We start from the raw sequence: 19,206 nt of genomic DNA, 5'->3' as shown, positions 1-19,206 counted from the left end.
TATGAATCAAAGCATGGTGGGTGAAGTTGTGACCAGAGCAGCAAATAACCTGATGTGATCTGCCTCTCGTTTTAACACTAAATTTCCGGTTGAAAATAAGATTAGTACGACTTATGGCGGTTAGAAGGCGGAGGCATTTACATTTGATGGATTCGGCAGGCGAATATCCTGCCGAAAAGGAGGGGCAAAGCATGAATGAAAAACGTGCCCTGCATTATCTGTTGAGCGTATCGCCCAACGTCTGAATGAGACGATTCGACCAGCTGAACAGCGCTGCGGTCAGCAGGATATCCAGAGATTGTACGGCACTGTAACCCGCGTCAGACAAACCGTGCAGACGGCGTGCGTCAAAACGTTCCGGTGTACGGGTTAACGTAATCACGGCTTCGAGCAACGCCGCTTCTTTGGCATCTGCCCGCTTTTGCGAGACAAAATCAACGGCGTCATCACGATGGCTTTCTTTAAACAATTCCTCGATCAGCGTCTCACTTCCGCCCGCTTCCAGATAGAGACGGCCGTGGATCCCCGCGCAGTACAGACAACCGTTTAACTGCGACGTCGTCACTGCCGACAGCTCGCGCCACGCGGCTTTCGGGCGTTCGCCAGCCTGCATAATATTATTGAACACGGCTGAGAATTCGCTCAGCGCATCGGCGTCGTGAACCAGCAGCGTATAGAAAGAAGAAGAACGGGCATCCGGTGCGATCAAATCCAGCACATCCTGCTGGTGACGGCTGGCGGTTTCCGGCACCACTTCCGGCAAACGTGACGTCCATTGCAGCATCGCCAGTGAGAACCCTTTTTGCTCGCATCCTTCCGGCGACGGGAATCCTGGTAACACAGCCGCCGCGCGGCCACGCAGACCGTTAAGAACGGCCAGCACGCGCGCCTGATAGCTGACAAAACCAATGAGCTGGGTGAACGTGACAATATCGCGCGTGCTCAGCCCGACGTCGTAAAGCTGACTGAGCATCGGTGCGGTAATTAACGTGGGTTGCGTGGCGAGTAAGCGGGCGAACTGGGTAATGTGGGTCTGGCGGATGTTACTTTCACGTGAGGCGTCGGGGCTGGAAAGGGGGGCGAGGCGGGCAGCGTAATGGCTACAAAGACATTGTACGCCGCTCACCTGCGCGACTGTCAGCGCGCTGCTGAGGCGGTCATATAAGGACAAGGTTTCGGTACGCGAAACGCTCAGGTTGTCCGGAAAGAGCACGTCGTAACAGGCGCGGGAAGCGCGCAGCAAACCCTGGCGGTCATTAATCAGCGGGCGAAGCGTCGGGTCGAGCTGGTTTTCCAGTCCGAGTAAAAAGCGATCCTGAATCAACGCGGCATGAGGATCGAGTGGCAGGTGACCATACTGGCTGGATTGTGTTTCGTGATACCAGCCGCTGTGCGCGGCCTTGCGTTGTTGTTCCATGATCGGGTCCTTTGCTTCAAGCCTGTCACTCAGGCGAATTTACAGACCCTATCCTTGCCGATACCGCTGTCGAGATAAAATAATGTTAAGCGATAAATCATAGCCAAATGGAATAGAAGACCGTGAATATTCCAGATGAAGCGATTTCGGCAGACGTTTTATCGACATTTTGTGAAATTAGAATCATAAAAAAACCGGCTCAGGAGGTTGATGCCGGTTTTAGTGCCAGAAAGGCGTGAGAGATCGTCTGTGTCAGTTCCCGTCGCGGCGCCAGGCATCGGCAGTTAATGCCTCACCAAAATGGCTGGAGATGAGCCGTTTGGTAAGGTCATGAAGCGGTGCGGCGAGCACTTCCGCCGTGTTTCCCCGCTCAACCACTTCGCCTTCGTGCATCACCAGCACCTGATCGCTGATGTGTTTCATCATGCCCAAATGTTGCGTCACGTAAATGTAGGAAATACCCTGCTTCTCCTGCAATTCGAGCATCATGTTGATGATTTGTGAGCGCATGGACATATCAAGCGACGCCAGCGCTTCATCGGCAACAATCACTTTCGGTTGCAGGATTAAAGCACGCGCCAGTGCGACACGCTGCTTTTGCCCCGAGGCCAGCATGTGCGGGTAATAAAACGCGTGATCCGGCAACATACCCACCAGCCGCAAAGTCTGGTTGATACGCTGTTCGCGCTGCTGGGCATCCATCTCGCTGTTGAGGCGCAGGGGTGCTTCAAGCAACTGGCCGATGCGCTGACGCGGGTTCAGCGACGTACTCGGATCCTGAAAAATCATGCGGATTTGCTGGCTGCGGTAGCGGTAATCGCGAAATTCCAGCGGGTGCTCATCAATCAGGATTTCACCGCCGCTCGGTTCAACCATGCCCGACAGCATTTTCGCCAGCGTGGATTTCCCCGAACCGTTCTCACCAATAATCGCCAGCGTCTGTTTCTCACGCAACGTAAAGCTGACAGGCTTCACAGCATCGAGATCCATCTTGCGGAACAGGCCGGTGCGATAACGGAACGTTTTGCTCAGGTTGCGGACTTCAAGCAAGGTCTCGCCCATTATTGCTCCTCCATATTCAGCGGAAAGTGGCAGGCAAATGCATGCGTTTTTGCCAGGCGGAGGCGCGGCGTTTCAATGCATTTTTTCTGCGCATAAGGGCAGCGTGGCCCAAGACGACAGCCAATCGGCAAATGTTCCAGTGAAGGAATAGCACCCGGCAGCGTATTCAGGCGGCTTTTATGCGGCAGCGAACGGCCAAAGTCCGGCATCGCGCGGATCAGCGCCTGCGTGTAAGGATGATGCGGCGTAGCCAGCAAGTCTTCGCACACGGCACTTTCGACGGTTTGTCCGCAATACAGCACGTTAATGCGGTTGGCCCATTTGCTCATCATTTGCAGGTCGTGGCTGATGAGCAAAATGGTGGTGTTATTGTTCTGATTAAGCCGCGCCAGAAGGCGAAAAATCTGCGCCTGCGTGGTCGGTTCCATGGCGTTGGTCGGTTCATCCGCAATCAGCAAACGCGGCTGATTGGCCAGCGCGATGGCAATCATCACTTTCTGACATTCGCCTTCGGTCAGCTCATACGGATAGCTGGCCATAATGTCTTTATGATCTTTAATCCCAACACGGTGCAGCAGCTCAATGGCGCGTTTTTTCCGCCATTTCCAGCGCTGATACCAGCGGCCTTTGTACGTCCAGCCGGGAATGGCCTGAATCAGCTGACGGCCAATGTTTTCGGAAGGATCCAGACAGGACTGCGGTTCCTGAAAAATCATCGACACGTTCTGCCCGACCAGCTTGCGCCGTTCGCGCGGGGACAGCGTCAGCAAATCAATATCATCAAAACGCATCCGGTCAGCGGTGACGCGCCAGTTGTCTTTGGTCACGCCGCAGATGGCTTTGGCAATCAGGCTTTTGCCTGAGCCGGATTCGCCCACCAGCCCGCGAACTTCGCCGGCGTTAAGCGTAATGCTCACGCGATCGACAGCTTTTACCGGGCCGTCAGCGGTCATAAATTCGATTGTCAGGTTACGGATATCAAGTAACGGCATTATTCCACCCCTGCATTAATCGCCCGGCGCACACCGTCACCCAGCAGGTTGATCAGCAACACGCTGACAAGGATTGCGGCACCCGGCAGCATCACCGTCCAGGGCGCGACGTAAACCAGCTCCAGCGAATCACCGAGCATGGCTCCCCATTCCGGTGACGGAAGTTGCGCCCCTAAATCCAGAAAACCTAATGCCGCAATATCCAGAATGGCCATCGATAGCGCGCGGGTAAATTCCGTTGCCAGTACGGCCACAATGTTTGGCAGCACCGCGTAACGCAGGATTTGCCAGGTTGATGCACCGTCCAGACGCACGGCTACCACGTACTCTTTTTCCAGCTCGTCATGCACGGCGCTGTAAATCGTACGGGAAATTCGTGGCAACAGCGCCAGCCAGACGGCCAGCATAGCGTGTTCAAGTTTCGGGCCGATAAAGGCCACGACCACAATCGCCAGCAGCAGGGAAGGGATGGACAGCAGCGTATCGAGAATATGGTTAAGGATCGCTGATTTCAGCCCGCGCGTAATGCCCGCCAGCACGCCGATAATCACGCCGCACAGCGACGCCGCGAGGGTAATCACCAGCGCACCGCCGATGGTCGGTGCCGCGCCGGTTAACATCCGGCTGAGTAAATCGCGGCCTAAATCGTCGGTACCGAGGAAGAATGAAACATTCCCGTAGCGCGACCACGACGGCGGCAGCAACTGGTAGCCGAGGAATTGCTGATCAAGCGCATACGGCGCCAGCAGATGACCGAAAACACACAGGAACAGCAGCCCCAGCACGCCGTAGAAGCCGATCATCGACAGCGGATCGCGATAGAAAATCCCCCACGTATGACGCAGCGGGCTGGGAACCTGTTTTTCACGGTATACGTTATCGAAGGGCATACCATTCCTTATGTTTCAATGGGTTCATCAGGGCACCGAGAATGTCTGAAAGCACGTTGACGACTATCACCAGCGAGCCCACGACCATCACACCGGCGGAAATCGCGGCGTAATCTTGCTGGCGGATCGCGTTGATCAGCCAACGACCAATGCCCGGCCAGTTAAAGACCACTTCCGTGATCATCGCCAGCGTCAGCATGGTGGAAAATTGCAGACCCAGTTTTGGGATAATCGGCGGCAGCGCATTGTGTAAAACATGACGGCGGATAATGGTAAAGCGCGACAGACCGCGGGTTGCAGCGGCTTTCACGTAGTTTTTCGCCAGAACATCATCAGTGGAAATCCGCATCAGGCGGATCACTTCCGTGGTCGGCGCAACGGCCAGCGCGGCAATCGGCAAAATCATGTGGCGGATGGCGCTGATGATCATCTCGTGGCGGTACGGCGAATGCGAAAGCCAGGCATCGACCAGCGTCAGGCCGGTCACAGTTTTCAGCTGATACAACAAATCAAGGCGACCAGAAACCGGCAGCCAGCCGAGCTGTAATGAGAAGAACAGCATCAGCAGAACGGCCAGCCAGAAAACAGGGATAGAAAAACCGAGCAGCGCCAGGCTGCTGATCGCCACATCCGGCCATTTTCCGCGCATTACGCCCGCCAGAATCCCCAGCGGGATCCCGACGAACAGCGCCAGCGCAAAGGCCAGAACGCACAGTTCCATGGTGGCCGGGAATACCGCTTTCAGCTGATAAGTAATGCTTTCGCCGTTGATGCTCGATACGCCAAAATCAAACTGGCACAGCCCCATGAAATAGAAGCGATAGGCATCCCACAAAGACGCACCGCGCAGCGGCGCATTCGGCGTGAAATAGCTCAGGCTGAACGCTACCAGACTGAGGAAAAACAGCGTGACCAGCAGCAACAAAATACGGCGTAACGTGAAGATAATCATGGTGCTTTCCTTCCTTCGTCATCACGGAAAACGCCTGCGAATGAAGAGTTGCCGAACGGACTCAGAACCAGCCCTTTGATGTCGTAACGGTAAGCCTGAAGGCGCAACGAGGAAGCCAGCGGCAGCACCGGTAATTCCTGTTCGAGGATTTTTTGTGCCTGCTGATAAAACTCAATGCGCTGCGAAAGCTGCTGTGACAACAGGCCCTGACGCAGTAATTCATCAAACGCCGGATCACACCAGTGAGCATAGTTGGTCTGTGAATGAATCGCTGCACAGCTGAGCATCGGGCGGAAGAAACTGTCCGGGTCATTACTGTCCGTCGACCAGCCGGTCAGCGTCAGGTCATGGTTCATCTCCATCAGCTTGGCTTCCTGGAATCGGCCTTCAACCGGCACAATCGTCACTTTAATCCCCACCTGCGCTAAATCCGCCTGAATAAGTTCAGCGGTTTTCAGCGGGCTCGGGTTAAACGACTGCGACGCCGTCGGCACCCACAGATGCAGATTCAGTTTTTCCTGCCCGAGATCTTTGAGGATTTGTCTGGCTTTGGCCGGATTGTATTCCGTCACCTGCGCATTGCTGTCATACGCCCACGAGGCGCGCGGCAAAATGGACGCCGCCGTTTCTGCCGTGCCGTAGTAAATCGACTGCATCAGACGCTGGTTATTAATAGAAAGCGCAACGGCCTGACGGATACGCGGATCGTTAAGCGGCGCTTTATTGGTATTAAACGCCAGATAGGCAACATTCATGCCCGGACGCAGGGAAAGACGCAGACGCGGATCTTCACGCAAAATCGACAGCTGGCTGGCCGCCGGATACGCCAGAACATCGCACTCACCGGTGAGCAATTTAGATAAACGTCCTGTGCCGCCGACGCCCATGTCGATCACAATCTGCGCCATGCGCGGCGTGCCTTTCCAGTATTGCCCGTTGCGTTCAAGACGCACGTACTGGCCGGTGCGGTATTCGCCCAGCTGGAACGGGCCGGTGCCGACGGGCTGACGGTCTATTTCTTCTTCATTGCCTGATTTCGTCAGACTGGCTGCATATTCAGCGGAAAGTACCGGCGCGTAATGGGTCGCCAGATGCCAGAGGAAAGAGGCATCGGGATTGTTCAGGCGAAACTCGACTGTGTAGTCATCGAGCTTTTTGATGCTTTTCACCGTTTTGGCAAACTGCAAACTGTCGAAATACGGGTACTCTTCGCCGTTAACGCCGTGGAAATGATTATTCGGATCAATGATGCGCTGGAAGCTGAACACCACGTCATCGGCGTTCATTTTACGTGAAGGTACAAACCCGCTGGTTTTCTGAAAAGGCACATCTTTGCGCAGATGGAAACGGTAGGTTGCGCCGTCGTCGAGCACTTCCCAGCTTTGCGCCAGTTCAGGGATCAGGCGATAGGTATACGGGTCAACGTCCAGCAGACGGTCGTAAAGCTGTGCAGCGAGCGTATCAATAATCAGCCCGCTGCTGGCTTTTTGCGGATTGAAGGTATTGACCATGCCGTTGACGCAATAGACAAAGCCGCTCTGGCGAATATCTTTGACTGGCGCGCTGGCCACCGTCGGGCTGGCATGTGTTGGAGCAGTCTCAGCAAAAACTGCTGTGGACAAACTGCTCAGTAAAAGCATCCACAAAGTTAGACGACGCATAAAGGCTTCAAAGTTAAGGTGCAATGCCTTAAGTGTACCGTACTCTGCGAGGTACCCCAATCCATTGCACAAAACAGGGTGAAATCCTGCGGCACTTCGCGCAGATTTTATCCGTTCCTTCAGAAAACCCTTGAAATCGCGCTGGCATTGTTATGTTATATTATAACAATAATTGCAGGCGAAGTATTTTGCCTGCGCGGTCTTCTGATTCGAGGTTAACTATGTCTTTACTGCCCGTCACTGTGCTTTCCGGCTTTCTGGGCGCGGGGAAAACTACCGTGCTGAACCACATTCTGAACAACCGTGAGGGCATGCGCGTAGCGGTGATCGTCAATGATATGAGCGAAGTCAATATTGATGCGGCGCTGGTCGCTAACGAAATTACGCTCGACCGTCAGCAGGAAAAACTGGTGGAAATGAGCAACGGCTGCATCTGCTGCACGTTGCGGGAAGATTTACTGATTTCCGTGCGCGAACTGGCACAGGCGGGGCGGTTTGATTATCTGCTGATTGAATCGAGCGGGATCTCAGAGCCGCTGCCAGTGGCGGAAACCTTTACGTTTGAAGATGAAAACGGCGAAAGCCTTTCACAATTTGCGCGGCTGGATACGCTGGTCACCGTCGTGGATGGCGTCAATTTTATGCAGCAATATCAGGAAGCCCCCAGCGTTCAGGAGGCGGGTGAAAGTCTGGGCGAGGACGACGCGCGCAGCGTGACTGATCTCCTGATTGACCAGATTGAATTTTGTAACGTCTTACTGGTAAGCAAAACGGATCTGCTCGACAGCCAGCAGCAGCGTGAAGTGATTGCTTTACTGAAAAGCCTGAACCCGGCAGCGCAAATCATTCCTATATCACCGGGTAGTTTGCCGCTGGAAAATGTGCTCAATACCGGCCTTTTTGATTTTGCCAAAGCGCAGCAGGCTCCGGGCTGGCTGAAGGAACTGCGCGGTGAACACACGCCGGAAACCGAGGAATACGGCATCAGCAGTTTTGTCTACACCGCGCGCCGGCCGTTTGATCCGGATAAATTTTATCGCGTGGTACACGGCGACTGGGGGGGCGGGACGTTGTTGCGGTCGAAAGGTTTTTTCTGGCTGGCGACGCGTCCGCGTTTTGCCGGGCAGTGGAGCCAGGCGGGCGGGATCGCGCGTTATGGCATGGCGGGGATTTTCTGGCGCGCATTGCCCGAAAATGACTGGCCGCAGGATGAAGAAACCCGCCAGCAAATCATGGAAAAGTGGGTTGAGCCGTTTGGCGATATGCGTCAGGAGCTGGTATTCATCGGCCAGCATCTGGATAAAGAAGAGATTATTCACCGGCTGGATGCATGTCTGCTGAGCGAGCAACAAATGGCCGAAGGGATCGACAGCTGGATGGCGATGGCCGATCCTTTCCCGGAATGGTAGTCCGTAACGTCGGTAAGGTTGTTCAAAAAGTAGCCGTAAAAACAGTGTGGTAATGAGAAATATTCTCAACAAAACACTTTACAGACGATACTGAGAACCATTATCATTCTTTTCACCGAACGAGAGGTGTCCCGCCAGGGGCGTTAATCGCGAGGTACGACATTGCTCACATTGCTTCCAGTATTACTTAGCCAGCTCGGGTGCTGGCTTTTTTTTTGCCTGTTATTCAGTCGCTTTCCTGCGTATTCACCTGTATCCCGTGCTTTTTCAACATTCCGCGTAACTGATGATACGTCACGTTAAGCAGCTCAGCGGCTTTGCGCTGGTTGAAACGCGCCTGCCGCAACGACTGCTCAATCAGATTTTTTTCCTGACCGGTGACCCACTGTTTTAAATCCAGCGGCAACGCCGGTAACGAAACACTTTCACGTGGTTCCTCCGGTGCGGAATACGCTGCCCGCTGAGCAAACGGATTCAGAATAATGTTATCCAGCGGAAAATCGCTGGTGCCGTGCCGGTACATCGAGCGCTCCACGACGTTTTTCAGTTCGCGGATATTGCCCGGCCAGCGATAGTGCATCAGCGTTTCGCGGGCATGTTCGGTAAAACCGGGGAACAGCGGCAGGGAGAGTTCGCGGCACATCTGGATGGCAAAATGCTCAGCCAGCAACATGATGTCCTGCTGGCGCTCACGCAGCGGCGGAAGCTGAACGACGTCAAACGCCAGACGGTCGAGCAAATCCGCACGGAATTTTCCGGCGGCGGCCAGTGCCGGAAGATCATCATTCGTCGCGCATACCAGCCGCACATCGACCTGTAACGGCTGGCTGCCGCCGACGCGTTCCAGATGTCCGTATTCGATCACGCGTAATAATTTTTCCTGCACCAGCATCGGTGCGGTTGCCAGTTCGTCGAGAAATAACGTGCCACCGTCTGCCCGTTCAAAGCGTCCGAGATGGCGCTTCTGCGCGCCGGTAAACGCACCGGCTTCGTGGCCGAACAGCTCGGAATCCAGCAGATTTTCATTGAGCGCGGCGCAGTTCAGCGAAATGAACGGCCCCTGCCAGCGCGGTGACAGATAATGCAGACGGTGCGCGATGAGTTCCTTACCGCTGCCGCGTTCACCGGTCACCAGAACCGGTTTATTCAGCTTCGCCAGTTGCGAAACCTGTTCCAGCACTTCGATAAACGCATTGGCTTCGCCGAGTAAATTGTCTGTGTTATCAGGCATGAGGCTTTCCTTGTGTGGTGAAACACACTAACTCTTAGTGAAAATAATCATCTTGGAAATTAAGCATAGCAGAGACGAAAATAAAAAATTCAATTTATTCATGAAGATAATGATTTTAAAAAGTTGGCACGGATCCTGATATAGGTTTATCGCCGCGGATGAAAATTTTCCTGCGGCTTTAACCGGTAAACAATTGGCCGGAAACCAAACAGAATCAAAGAGGAATTTCGATTATGGGTATTTTTTCTCGCTTCGCTGACATCATTAACGCCAACATCAACACCTTGCTGGATAAAGCAGAAGATCCGCAAAAACTGGTTCGTCTGATGATTCAGGAAATGGAAGACACGCTGGTGGAACTGCGTTCAACCTCTGCCCGCGCGCTGGCAGAAAAGAAACAGCTGATCCGCCGCATTGATCAGGGTGAATCCCAGCAGATTGAATGGCAGGACAAAGCCGAACTGGCCCTGCGTAAAGACAAAGACGATCTGGCGCGTGCGGCGCTGATTGAGAAACAGAAATTGTCCGAGCTGGTGGCGACGCTGAAAAACGAAGTGACCGTCGTTGAAGAAACGCTGGATCGCATGAAGTCAGAAATTGGCGAGCTGGAAAGCAAACTGACTGAAACCCGTGCCCGCCAGCAGGCGCTGACGTTACGTCATCAGGCGGCAGCCTCTTCGCGTGACGTTCGTCGTCAGCTCGACAGCGGTAAAATTGATGAAGCGATGGCGCGTTTTGAGCAGTTCGAACGCCGTATCGATCATATGGAAGCAGAAGCGGAAAGCGTCAGTATTGGCAAAAAGAAATCGCTGGATCAGCAGTTTGCTGAGCTGAAAGCCGACGATGAAATCAGCGCGCAAATTGCTGCCCTGAAAGCCAAAATGAACGGTAATCAGGACGCGTAATATTCCGGTAAACCTGCCTGTCCGCAGGCAGGTTATGCGGGGTTAACGCACCCATAAGACTCATCAGAATTAAGGATAAATAATGAGCTTCCTGTTTTTAGCAATTCCGCTGACTATTTTTGTTTTATTCGTGGCGCCTGTCTGGTTATGGCTTCACTACAGCAACCGCCAGCAAAATGGCAGTCAGCTCAGTCAGCATGAGATACAAAATCTCTCGAACCTGACACATGAAGCGCAGCGCATGCGCGAACGTATTCAGGCGCTGGAAGAAATTCTGGACGCCGAGCATCCGGGCTGGAGGCAATCATAATGGCGACGCGTTTGTCTGAGAAAAAACTCTACCGCGTGCCGGAAGAGGGCGTGGTGAAGGGCGTGCTGGCCGGGCTTTCGCACTATCTCGGCGTACCGGTCAAACTTCTGCGCATCATGGCGGTGTTGTCGGTGTTTTTTGGCCTGTTCATGTTCACGCTGGTGGCTTACATCATTCTGAGTTACGTGCTCGATCCGGTTCCGGCCAGCGAATATGACGAAGAGACCGCGCCATCGCCGCGCAGTTTACTCGAAGAAGCCGATCGCGAGCTGAAAGCCAGCGAGCAGCGTTTGCGGCAGGTTGAACGTTACGTCACCTCAGAAACTTTTGGCGTACGCAGCCGCTTCCGCCAGCTTTAGCCTGATTCTTCGCTACGCCTCTGGCCGCCGGACAACGCTCCGGCTGCTATTTTTCCCCTCACGTCCGCTTAAGGAAACCTTATGGCCCGTTACCTGAATTCCCCGCTGCCGGGTAAGAGCAGCTGGTTTTCCAAAATTCTCAGCGTGGTCATCACGCTGGCGCTGACCTTTGGCCCGGCCGGGCTGGCAGCGCGTGTGCTGGGCGTGGTGGGAAAAGGCCCACTCAGGTACGTTTTGGCACTACTATTAGAACCGTTATTTAAACGAATTTTGACCGCGCTGTTTGGGCGCTACGCCAGGGAGAGCAATGAAAAGACTACAAAACGAGTTTAATTCACTGATCAATCGCGGGATGGACAGGCATCTGCGGCTGGCCGTCACCGGTTTAAGCCGCAGCGGAAAAACAGCCTTTATCACCGCATTCGTTAACCAGCTTCTACACATGCACAGCGGCGCACGTTTGCCGCTGTTTTCGGCTGCGCGGGAAGAACGCCTGCTCGGCGTAAAGCGCGTTCCTCAGCGTGATCTGGGCGTGTCGCGCTTTGCTTATGATGAAGGCCTGGCGTCACTTTACGGCACGCCACCTGCGTGGCCGACGCCAACGCGCGGTGTCAGTGAAATCCGGCTGGCACTGCGTTACCGCTCCAATGATTCCCTGCTTCGCCACTTCAAAGACACCTCGACGCTATATCTTGAAATTGTCGATTATCCGGGCGAATGGCTGCTGGATTTGCCGATGCTGGAGCAAAATTATCTCGACTGGTCGCGCCAGATGGCGGGGCTGTTACAGGGCGATCGCGCTGAATGGGCGAAGCCCTGGCTGGAACTGTGCCAGCAATGCGACCCGCTGGCACCCGCCGATGAAAATCTGCTGGGCGCGATTGCGCAGGCGTATACCGATTACCTGATCCGCTGCAAAACCGAAGGCCTGCACTTCATTCAGCCGGGGCGTTTTGTTCTGCCGGGCGATTTAGCCGGTGCGCCCGCATTGCAGTTTTTCCCGTGGCCGGAAATGCATCAGTACAGCGACGCACAGCTGGCGCAGGCAGATAAAAACAGCAATCTCGGCATGCTGCGCGCGCGGTTTGAGTATTACTGCCAGAATATTGTGAAAGGTTTCTACAAAGAACACTTTGTCCGCTTTGACCGCCAGATTGTGCTGGTGGATTGCCTGCAACCGCTCAACAGCGGGCCGCAGGCGTTTAACGATATGCGTCTGGCGCTGACGCAGCTGATGCAAAGTTTCCACTACGGTAAACGCACGCTGTTCCGTCGCCTGTTTAATCCGTGCATCGACAAACTGATGTTTGCGGCCACCAAAGCCGACCACATCACCGGCGATCAGCATGCGAACCTGGTTTCGCTGTTGCAGCAACTGGTACAGGAAGCCTGGCAAAATGCGGCCTTCGAGGGCATCAGCATGGACTGCGCCGGGCTGGCTTCCGTTCAGGCAACCGAAACCGGCATGGTGGAATACCAGGGGCAGAGCCTGCCAGCGCTGAAAGGCCACCGTTTACAGGATGGCGCGCCGCTGACGGTGTTTCCCGGCGAAGTGCCTGCACGTTTGCCGGGCGCGGCGTTCTGGCAAAAACAGGGTTTTCATTTTGACGAGTTTCGTCCGCGCGAAATGAGCGTGGACACGCCGTTGCCGCACATCCGTCTGGATGCGGTGATGGAGTTTTTACTGGGAGATAAAATGCGATGAGCGAACCGATAAAACCGCGTATCGATTTTGAAACGGAATTAAAAGCGCCTGCGGATCCGGTGATCAAACCTGCGCTGGCCTTTGACGAAATGATTTCAGAACGTTTTATTCCGGTGACCGCCGAAACCGACGAACAGCAGGAAGAGGGCGAAGCCGAAGCGGTACTCAGCCGTGCGCTCAAACCACGCCGCAGTTTATGGGGCAAAATTGTGCGTCTTGGCGTTGCGGTGCTGGGTATCAGCGTCGTGGCGCAGGGCGTGCAATGGGTGCATCAGGCGTGGGTTCAGCAGGATTGGGTGGCGCTCGGCGCCTGCACGGCGGGCGGCCTGATTATTATTGCGGGCATGGGCTCCGTGGCAACTGAATGGCGTCGCCTGTATCGTCTGCGTCAGCGCGCTGATGAACGTGATGTGGCGCGGGATTTACTGCACAGCCACGGGCTGGGACAGGGCCGCGCGTTCTGCGAAAAACTGGCTGCGCAGGCCGGGCTGGATAACAGCCATCCGGCATTGCAACGCTGGCAGGCGTCACTCCATGAAACGCAAAACGACCGCGAAGTGGTCGAGCTTTATGCCCGGCTAGTGCAGCCGGTTCTGGATGCGCAGGCGCGCCGTGAAATCAGCCATTCCGCCGCGGAATCTGCGCTGATGATCGCCGTCAGCCCGCTGGCGCTGGTGGATATGGCCTTTATCGCCTGGCGAAACCTGCGTCTGGTGAACCGCATCGCGGTGCTTTACGGCATCGAACTGGGTTATTACAGCCGCATCCGGTTATTCCGTCTGGTGCTGCTGAATATGGCATTTGCCGGCGCGTCCGAACTGGTACGCGAAGTGGGCATGGATTGGATGTCGCAGGATCTGGCGGCGCGCCTTTCTGCCCGTGCTGCGCAAGGTATCGGAGCCGGTTTGCTGACCGCGCGTCTGGGTATCAAAACCATGGAACTGTGCCGTCCGCTGCCGTGGCTGGAAGGTGACAAACCTAAACTCGGCGATTTCCGTAAGGAACTGGTCGGTAAGCTGAAAAACAGCATGGTGAAAACGGATAAAACGAAAGCCGGTGTTTAAACCTTAAGATATAAAAAAGCCCCGCGTGAGCGGGGCCTGGATTACGCTGAATAACCTTTAATCACTAGGTCGTCAGATAGTTCTGTGCTTTAGCAAGACCATCGGAAATTTGTGAATACGCCTTGTTCACCGCATTACTGGTGTCACTTACCGCGTCCTGACCAAAGTTTGAGAGGCGATCGGCAACTTTATTGATATCTTCCGACCAACCCGCACCATTAACCATTTCAATATCATGTTCTGTTAATTGTTTCATCTTAGGCCTTCCTTTTAATCTGTTAAAGCAAGTCCCCGAAAATCCGGGGGCGATGAAAACATTGAGTAATGCTATGGAGATAATTTCTACGCAATGTCTTCACGGGGATTAAGCCTAGAGCACCACGACTGAAATTAGACTAGGAATAATCTCCTAAGTGAAATATCGAGGTTAACCTGTTGTTTTAAAGTTGAATTAATAGTTAAGAAAATCTGAATAATTTATTTTCCGGACAAAAATTAATCTTATTCACTTTGGGTATTATTAATTCCGGGTGATCGGGGTAATGTCTTCCGGTGATATTGAGTGGTGACAATTTCATCATGAAAATAAAGGATTATCCTGTTTCAGAGTAATCGCGGTGGCAGGCCGTTTTCCGGCTGCTATCTTTTTGGGATTCTGTTTTTCCGGATCACAAAATATGCTCTTTCGCAAAGAGGTGAATGATCATCAGCAAAACCACTGGACGGGTAAGGCTTTATTACTCGCTGGCTGGCCTTTATGGATTGTGACTTCACTGACGGCCATTTTTATATTGGCTCTACTGATATTCCTAATCTTCGCAAACTACACCCGACGAATTAATGTCAGCGGTGAAATTATTACTCAGCCGCACAGCATCAATTTATTCAGCCCGGAACAGGGCGTGGTTACCGGTTTGTATGTTGATACCGGGAAACCGGTGAAAAAAGGCCAGCCACTGTATGAAATCGACGTCAGCCGGGTGACGCAGGCGGGAAATGTCAGCACTACCACGCTGGCTGCCATTAAAAAACAACGTGAGCAAATTGACGCCATTATTGTGCAGCTTCAGCACAATAAACAGGAAACGCTGGAAAACCTGCAACAGCAGCTCGACCAGTATCAGAAGGCGCATCAGGTGTCACAAAGCATGGTGGATTCCGCGCAGGAAGGGCTGGATGCCATGAAAAAAAGCATGCAGAACTACGGCGCTTACCAGAAAAAAGGACTGATCAATACTGACCAGCTGAACAACCAGCGATACCTGTTCTATCAGCAACAAACCTCGTTCCAGAGCCTCAACACGCAGGCAATTCAGGAAGCCTTACAGATAACCAATTTGCGCAGCGAGCTGGTCACCCGCGCGGCCGAATTTGATAACCAGATTTCGCAATACGGTTATCAGCGTAACGATCTGGAGCGCCAGCTGGCGCAGGCTGATGCGAAAGGTTCTTTACTAATTACCGCGCCGACGTCCGGCAAGATTTCCTCGCTGAGCGTCACGCCGGGTCAGATGGTTAATGCCGGTGACAGTCTGGCTCAGCTGGTGCCTGCTAAAAATTCCCCGTTCTTCCTGGTCGCGTGGCTGCCGAATGAAAGCGTGCCTTACGTGAAAGCCGGTGAACATATCAACATCCGCTACGAAGCCTATCCGTTTGAAAAATATGGCCAGTTCCCCGGCAAGGTCGAATCGATCTCTTCTGCACCCGTTTCCGGACAGGAACTGAATACCTACGCCAGCGCGCCGCGCACGGCCAACGGTACGGTCAGCGGGCCCTATTACAAAGTGATTGTTTCACTGGATAAAAAAGCCATGAACTGGCACGGCGAAACGCTGAACTTATCCAGCGGTATGAAAGCCGAATCAACCTTATTCCTGGAGAAAAGGCCGCTGTATCAGTGGATGTTGTCTCCGTATTACAGCATGAAGAAAAGCGTGGTGGGGCCAATCAATGAATCTCGATAACGTACGCGAGCTGGCTGACCGCCTGCATTTCAGCTGGCGCCACCGGGTGCCGCAAATTATTCAGACCGAAGCCGCCGAATGCGGGCTGGCCTGTCTGGCGATGGTGTGCGGCTATCACGGCAAACACGTTGATTTGCAAAGCCTGCGTCAGCGCTATGGCATTTCGTCGCGTGGCGCAACGCTGCGCACACTGATGGATATTGCCACTGCCAATGAACTGAAATCCCGCGCGCTGAAGCTGGACATCGATGAGCTGAACGCCCTGAAAACGCCGTGTATTCTGCACTGGGATCTCAACCATTTCGTGGTGCTGGTTGGCGTGAAACAGGGCAAGGTGATTATTCATGACCCGGCATTCGGGCGGCGTTCGCTGGGTATGCGCGAAGTGTCGGAGCACTTCACCGGCGTCGCGCTGGAGCTGTGGCCGGACAACGGTTTCACCAGCGAAAAACCGCGCGTCCGGCTGGACTTGCGCAAAATGATGGGCAACGTCAGCGGCCTGATGCCGGCGCTGACCAAGATTTTCTGCCTGTCACTGATGATTGAATCGGTCAACCTGCTGCTGCCGGTTGGGATGCAGCTGGTGATGGACCACGTGATCCCGGCGAAAGATCCGGATCTGCTGACGCTGATTTGCCTTGGTTTGCTGTTCTTCATTATTTTCCGCACCGGCGTCAGTATGTTGCGTGCCTGGACGTCGCTGGTCATGAGCACACTGATTGACGTGCAGTGGAAAGCGCGGCTGTTTGACCATCTGCTGAAACTGCCGCTCGACTACTTCGAAAAGCGCAAACTTGGCGATATTCAGTCGCGCTTTGCCTCGCTCGATACTTTACGCACCACGCTGACCACCAACGTCGTGAACAGCATTATCGACGGCATTATGTCGGTCGGGTTGATCGTCATGATGGTGCTCTACGGGGGCTGGCTGATTTGGGTGATCCTCGGGTTTACCGCCGTTTACGTGGTGTTCCGCCTTACGACGTACAACGCCTATCGTCAGGTTTCGGAAGAACAAATCGTGAAAGGCGCGCGTGCCGGTTCGCATTTTATGGAAACGCTGTACGGCATCAGCACGCTTAAAGCGCTCGGTTTATCGAAAGCCCGGGCCAATTTCTGGCTCAACCTGAACGTGGATAACGCCAATGCGACTGTGCGTAAAACTAAGTTTGAAATGATGTTCACCGGCGGGAATACGCTGATCGCCACGCTCGACCAGGTCGCGCTGCTGTGGCTGGGCGCAACGCAGGTAATCGACGGGCACATGACGCTCGGGATGTTCGTTGCGTTCAATACCTATCGCGGGCAATTTTCCGAACGCGCGGCGAACCTGCTGAACATGGTATTACAGCTGCGGATGCTTTCGCTGCATCGCGACCGTATCGCGGATATTGCGCTGACGGATACCGAGAAATCCCTGCCGGAGCGTGAGTTGCTGCGGGCGGGCGAAGCGGCGTCGCTGGACGTGCGGGATCTGGTCTTTCAGTACGACAGCCTTTCCGCGCCGCTGATTAACGGCCTGAACCTGTCGGTGGCGGCGGGGGAAAGTGTGGCGATCACCGGGCCGTCGGGGCAGGGGAAAACCACGCTGATGAAAATTATGACCGGTTTACTCTCACCAACTGAAGGCCGCATCCTGATCAACGGTATGGATATCACCACCGCCGGGCTGAACAATTACCGCAGCTGCATCGCCTGTGTGTTACAGGATGATACGCTTTTCGCCGGTTCTATCGCCGAGAACATCGCCAGCTTTGATGAGGCAAAAGACGAAGAGCGGATCATGGATTGCGCGCGGCGCTGCAACATTCATGACGACATCGAACGGATGCCGATGGGCTATGAGACGCTTATCAGCGAACTGGGCGGCAGCTTGTCCGGCGGCCAGAAACAGCGGCTGCTGATTGCCCGCGCGTTGTATCGCCGTCCGGCCATTTTGTTCCTCGATGAAGCGACCAGCCATCTGGATCTCGACAATGAAGCGCGTATCAATCAGGCGATAAGCGAGCTGGATATCACGCGGATATTTATCGCGCACCGGCCATCGACGATTGCCTCAGCCGATCGTGAGATAAAACTCGGTTAAATCCTCACTCCGGCGATCCCCTGAACGGGGATCGCCTTTCCAAAAATGCGGCCTCTGTTACATCTCCTCACGGAAAGTTCATCATTTGTTTAAAAGTTATTATAAAATGCGGGCTTCATCGTCTGACGGCGCTGCATTGCCTCCTGCCGTCTGAACTGTCTGCGCTCCTGTTTCTAAAAAATATCAGCGCAACAGATTAATTTTTAGGAGTTTTCATGTCGAATCAGTTCCCGAGCTCACGCCTTCGCCGCCTGAGACAGTCCGAATCCCTGCGCACTCTTTTTCAGGAAACTGAATTTAGCGTCAACGATCTGGTACTGCCGATTTTCGTAGAAGAAGAGACCTCTGAATACGTACCCATCGAAGCCATGCCCGGCGTACTGCGCATTCCCGAATCGCGTCTGGCGTTTGAAATTGAACGCTACGCCCGCGCCGGTATCCGCTCGGTGATGACTTTTGGTATTTCGCATCACATGGATGCGACCGGCAGTGACACCTGGAATGAAAACGGTCTCGTCGCCCGTATGGCGCGTATCTGTAAAGACACCGTGCCTGAAATGATTGTGATGTCCGACACCTGTTTCTGCGAATACACCTCGCACGGCCACTGTGGCGTATTGCACGACCACGGCGTGGATAACGATGCAACGCTTATCAATCTGGGCAAACAGGCCGTCGTTGCCGCCGCTGCCGGTGCCGATTTTATCGCGCCTTCCGCCGCACAGGACGGTCAGGTTCAGGCCATCCGCAGCGCGCTGGACGAAGCCGGATTCATTGATACATCAATCATGGCGTACTCCACCAAATTCGCATCCTCAATGTACGGGCCATTCCGCGAAGCGGGCGGCAGCGTGCTGAAAGGCAACCGCAAGCAATATCAGATGAACCCGATGAACCGCCGCGAAGCGGTGCGCGAGTCACTGCTGGATGAACAGGAAGGCGCTGATGCGCTGATGGTGAAACCGGCGGGCGCCTATCTGGACATTATCCGCGATATCCGCGAAGCCTCCCGTCTGCCGCTGGCGGCGTATCAGGTCAGCGGTGAATACGCGATGATCAAATTCGCTGCGCAGGCCGGTGCCATCGACGAACGCGCCGTCGTGCGCGAAAGCCTCGGCGCAATCAAACGTGCCGGTGCAGATATCATTTTGACCTACTTTGCGATGGATATAGCCGGGCAGGGGATTTGATTTTCAGCT

Annotated in this window: 18 protein-coding genes; 10 read left to right on the top strand and 8 right to left on the bottom strand. The window is 54.2% G+C overall.

The features are described 5' to 3' along the window. Positions 1-214 precede the first annotated feature (214 nt). From IV433_RS13170 to sapA, 6 genes are all read right to left on the bottom strand, one after another. Positions 215-1,417: a CMD domain-containing protein gene (locus IV433_RS13170; RefSeq protein WP_195814478.1), complete on the bottom strand. Its 1,203-nt coding sequence runs from the start codon at positions 1,415-1,417 to the stop codon at positions 215-217. A gap of 252 nt (positions 1,418-1,669) precedes the next feature. Continuing rightward, a complete protein-coding gene (gene sapF, locus IV433_RS13165) occupies positions 1,670-2,479 on the bottom strand; it encodes a putrescine export ABC transporter ATP-binding protein SapF (protein ID WP_195814479.1) in 810 nt (269 codons plus the stop codon). Further along, on the bottom strand, positions 2,479-3,471 hold the full coding sequence (sapD, locus tag IV433_RS13160) for a putrescine export ABC transporter ATP-binding protein SapD (protein ID WP_195814480.1): 993 nt from the start codon (positions 3,469-3,471) through the stop codon (positions 2,479-2,481). The genes sapF and sapD overlap by 1 nt, the downstream gene beginning before the upstream one ends. Continuing rightward, positions 3,471-4,361, bottom strand: coding sequence for a putrescine export ABC transporter permease SapC (gene sapC / locus IV433_RS13155; protein WP_195814481.1), 891 nt, complete (start codon positions 4,359-4,361; stop codon positions 3,471-3,473). The genes sapD and sapC overlap by 1 nt, the downstream gene beginning before the upstream one ends. Beyond that, a complete protein-coding gene (sapB, locus tag IV433_RS13150) occupies positions 4,348-5,313 on the bottom strand; it encodes a putrescine export ABC transporter permease SapB (RefSeq protein WP_152325752.1) in 966 nt (321 codons plus the stop codon). The genes sapC and sapB overlap by 14 nt, the downstream gene beginning before the upstream one ends. Then, positions 5,310-6,974 carry an ABC transporter substrate-binding protein SapA gene (gene sapA / locus IV433_RS13145; RefSeq protein ID WP_195814482.1) on the bottom strand — a complete coding sequence of 555 codons (1,665 nt, stop codon included), beginning with the start codon at positions 6,972-6,974 and terminating at the stop codon, positions 5,310-5,312. The genes sapB and sapA overlap by 4 nt, the downstream gene beginning before the upstream one ends. Before the next feature lie 221 nt (positions 6,975-7,195). On the opposite strand from sapA, the gene zigA reads away from it, so the two are divergent. Then, on the top strand, positions 7,196-8,383 hold the full coding sequence (zigA, locus tag IV433_RS13140; RefSeq protein ID WP_195814483.1) for a zinc metallochaperone GTPase ZigA: 1,188 nt from the start codon (positions 7,196-7,198) through the stop codon (positions 8,381-8,383). Positions 8,384-8,609: 226 nt separating this feature from the next. Here zigA and pspF read toward each other — a convergent pair whose 3' ends face one another. Further along, complete coding sequence (pspF, locus tag IV433_RS13135; RefSeq protein WP_195814484.1) at positions 8,610-9,614, bottom strand: phage shock protein operon transcriptional activator; 1,005 nt, start codon at positions 9,612-9,614, stop codon at positions 8,610-8,612. Positions 9,615-9,847: 233 nt separating this feature from the next. Between pspF and pspA the strand changes: the two genes are divergently transcribed. From pspA to IV433_RS13105, 6 genes are all read left to right on the top strand, one after another. Beyond that, entirely contained in the window at positions 9,848-10,519 is a 672-nt protein-coding gene (gene pspA, locus IV433_RS13130; protein ID WP_195814485.1) for a phage shock protein PspA, read from the top strand. Positions 10,520-10,601: 82 nt separating this feature from the next. Beyond that, entirely contained in the window at positions 10,602-10,829 is a 228-nt protein-coding gene (gene pspB / locus IV433_RS13125; protein WP_195814486.1) for an envelope stress response membrane protein PspB, read from the top strand. After that, entirely contained in the window at positions 10,829-11,188 is a 360-nt protein-coding gene (gene pspC / locus IV433_RS13120; protein ID WP_101077027.1) for an envelope stress response membrane protein PspC, read from the top strand. Before pspB ends, pspC begins: the two co-directional genes overlap by 1 nt. An 81-nt stretch (positions 11,189-11,269) precedes the next feature. Continuing rightward, positions 11,270-11,521, top strand: a complete 252-nt coding sequence (locus IV433_RS13115; RefSeq protein WP_101077026.1) for a phage shock protein PspD — start codon at positions 11,270-11,272, stop codon at positions 11,519-11,521. After that, positions 11,496-12,893: a YcjX family GTP-binding protein gene (locus IV433_RS13110; RefSeq protein ID WP_195814487.1), complete on the top strand. Its 1,398-nt coding sequence runs from the start codon at positions 11,496-11,498 to the stop codon at positions 12,891-12,893. The genes IV433_RS13115 and IV433_RS13110 overlap by 26 nt, the downstream gene beginning before the upstream one ends. Further along, positions 12,890-13,957, top strand: a complete 1,068-nt coding sequence (locus tag IV433_RS13105; protein ID WP_195814488.1) for a YcjF family protein — start codon at positions 12,890-12,892, stop codon at positions 13,955-13,957. Before IV433_RS13110 ends, IV433_RS13105 begins: the two co-directional genes overlap by 4 nt. Positions 13,958-14,021: 64 nt before the next feature. Here IV433_RS13105 and IV433_RS13100 read toward each other — a convergent pair whose 3' ends face one another. Further along, the gene (locus IV433_RS13100; protein WP_195814489.1) at positions 14,022-14,213 is read right to left on the bottom strand and encodes a chemotaxis protein; all 192 of its coding nucleotides are present in this window, start codon (positions 14,211-14,213) and stop codon (positions 14,022-14,024) included. Between the two features lie 421 nt (positions 14,214-14,634). Here IV433_RS13100 and IV433_RS13095 point away from each other — a divergent pair, with 421 nt between their 5' ends. The 3 genes from IV433_RS13095 (at position 14,635) to hemB (ending at position 19,197) form a co-directional block, all read left to right on the top strand. Next, on the top strand, positions 14,635-15,921 hold the full coding sequence (locus tag IV433_RS13095) for an HlyD family secretion protein (protein ID WP_195814490.1): 1,287 nt from the start codon (positions 14,635-14,637) through the stop codon (positions 15,919-15,921). Then, positions 15,908-18,007 (top strand): peptidase domain-containing ABC transporter, encoded by a 2,100-nt coding sequence (locus tag IV433_RS13090; RefSeq protein ID WP_195814491.1) that lies wholly within the window; start codon positions 15,908-15,910, stop codon positions 18,005-18,007. The genes IV433_RS13095 and IV433_RS13090 overlap by 14 nt, the downstream gene beginning before the upstream one ends. 215 nt (positions 18,008-18,222) lie before the next feature. After that, the gene (hemB, locus tag IV433_RS13085; protein ID WP_195814492.1) at positions 18,223-19,197 is read left to right on the top strand and encodes a porphobilinogen synthase; all 975 of its coding nucleotides are present in this window, start codon (positions 18,223-18,225) and stop codon (positions 19,195-19,197) included. Positions 19,198-19,206: the final 9 nt, after the last annotated feature.

Origin of the sequence: Rahnella laticis, from assembly GCF_015644585.1 — a bacterium.
GTDB classification, from domain to species: Bacteria; Pseudomonadota; Gammaproteobacteria; order Enterobacterales; family Enterobacteriaceae; genus Rahnella; species Rahnella laticis.
This window is presented reverse-complemented; position numbering and strand designations above follow the sequence as displayed.

Excerpts from the sequence above, each read along its gene's own strand:
- IV433_RS13170 (WP_195814478.1), bottom strand. The coding sequence starts at position 1,417 with ATGGAACAACAACGCAAGGCCGCGCACAGCGGCTGGTATCACGAAACA.
- sapF (WP_195814479.1), bottom strand. The coding sequence starts at position 2,479 with ATGGGCGAGACCTTGCTTGAAGTCCGCAACCTGAGCAAAACGTTCCGT.
- sapD (WP_195814480.1), bottom strand. The coding sequence starts at position 3,471 with ATGCCGTTACTTGATATCCGTAACCTGACAATCGAATTTATGACCGCT.
- sapC (WP_195814481.1), bottom strand. The coding sequence starts at position 4,361 with ATGCCCTTCGATAACGTATACCGTGAAAAACAGGTTCCCAGCCCGCTG.
- sapB (WP_152325752.1), bottom strand. The coding sequence starts at position 5,313 with ATGATTATCTTCACGTTACGCCGTATTTTGTTGCTGCTGGTCACGCTG.
- sapA (WP_195814482.1), bottom strand. The coding sequence starts at position 6,974 with ATGCGTCGTCTAACTTTGTGGATGCTTTTACTGAGCAGTTTGTCCACA.
- zigA (WP_195814483.1), top strand. The coding sequence starts at position 7,196 with ATGTCTTTACTGCCCGTCACTGTGCTTTCCGGCTTTCTGGGCGCGGGG.
- pspF (WP_195814484.1), bottom strand. The coding sequence starts at position 9,614 with ATGCCTGATAACACAGACAATTTACTCGGCGAAGCCAATGCGTTTATC.
- pspA (WP_195814485.1), top strand. The coding sequence starts at position 9,848 with ATGGGTATTTTTTCTCGCTTCGCTGACATCATTAACGCCAACATCAAC.
- pspB (WP_195814486.1), top strand. The coding sequence starts at position 10,602 with ATGAGCTTCCTGTTTTTAGCAATTCCGCTGACTATTTTTGTTTTATTC.
- pspC (WP_101077027.1), top strand. The coding sequence starts at position 10,829 with ATGGCGACGCGTTTGTCTGAGAAAAAACTCTACCGCGTGCCGGAAGAG.
- IV433_RS13115 (WP_101077026.1), top strand. The coding sequence starts at position 11,270 with ATGGCCCGTTACCTGAATTCCCCGCTGCCGGGTAAGAGCAGCTGGTTT.
- IV433_RS13110 (WP_195814487.1), top strand. The coding sequence starts at position 11,496 with ATGAAAAGACTACAAAACGAGTTTAATTCACTGATCAATCGCGGGATG.
- IV433_RS13105 (WP_195814488.1), top strand. The coding sequence starts at position 12,890 with ATGAGCGAACCGATAAAACCGCGTATCGATTTTGAAACGGAATTAAAA.
- IV433_RS13100 (WP_195814489.1), bottom strand. The coding sequence starts at position 14,213 with ATGAAACAATTAACAGAACATGATATTGAAATGGTTAATGGTGCGGGT.
- IV433_RS13095 (WP_195814490.1), top strand. The coding sequence starts at position 14,635 with ATGCTCTTTCGCAAAGAGGTGAATGATCATCAGCAAAACCACTGGACG.
- IV433_RS13090 (WP_195814491.1), top strand. The coding sequence starts at position 15,908 with ATGAATCTCGATAACGTACGCGAGCTGGCTGACCGCCTGCATTTCAGC.
- hemB (WP_195814492.1), top strand. The coding sequence starts at position 18,223 with ATGTCGAATCAGTTCCCGAGCTCACGCCTTCGCCGCCTGAGACAGTCC.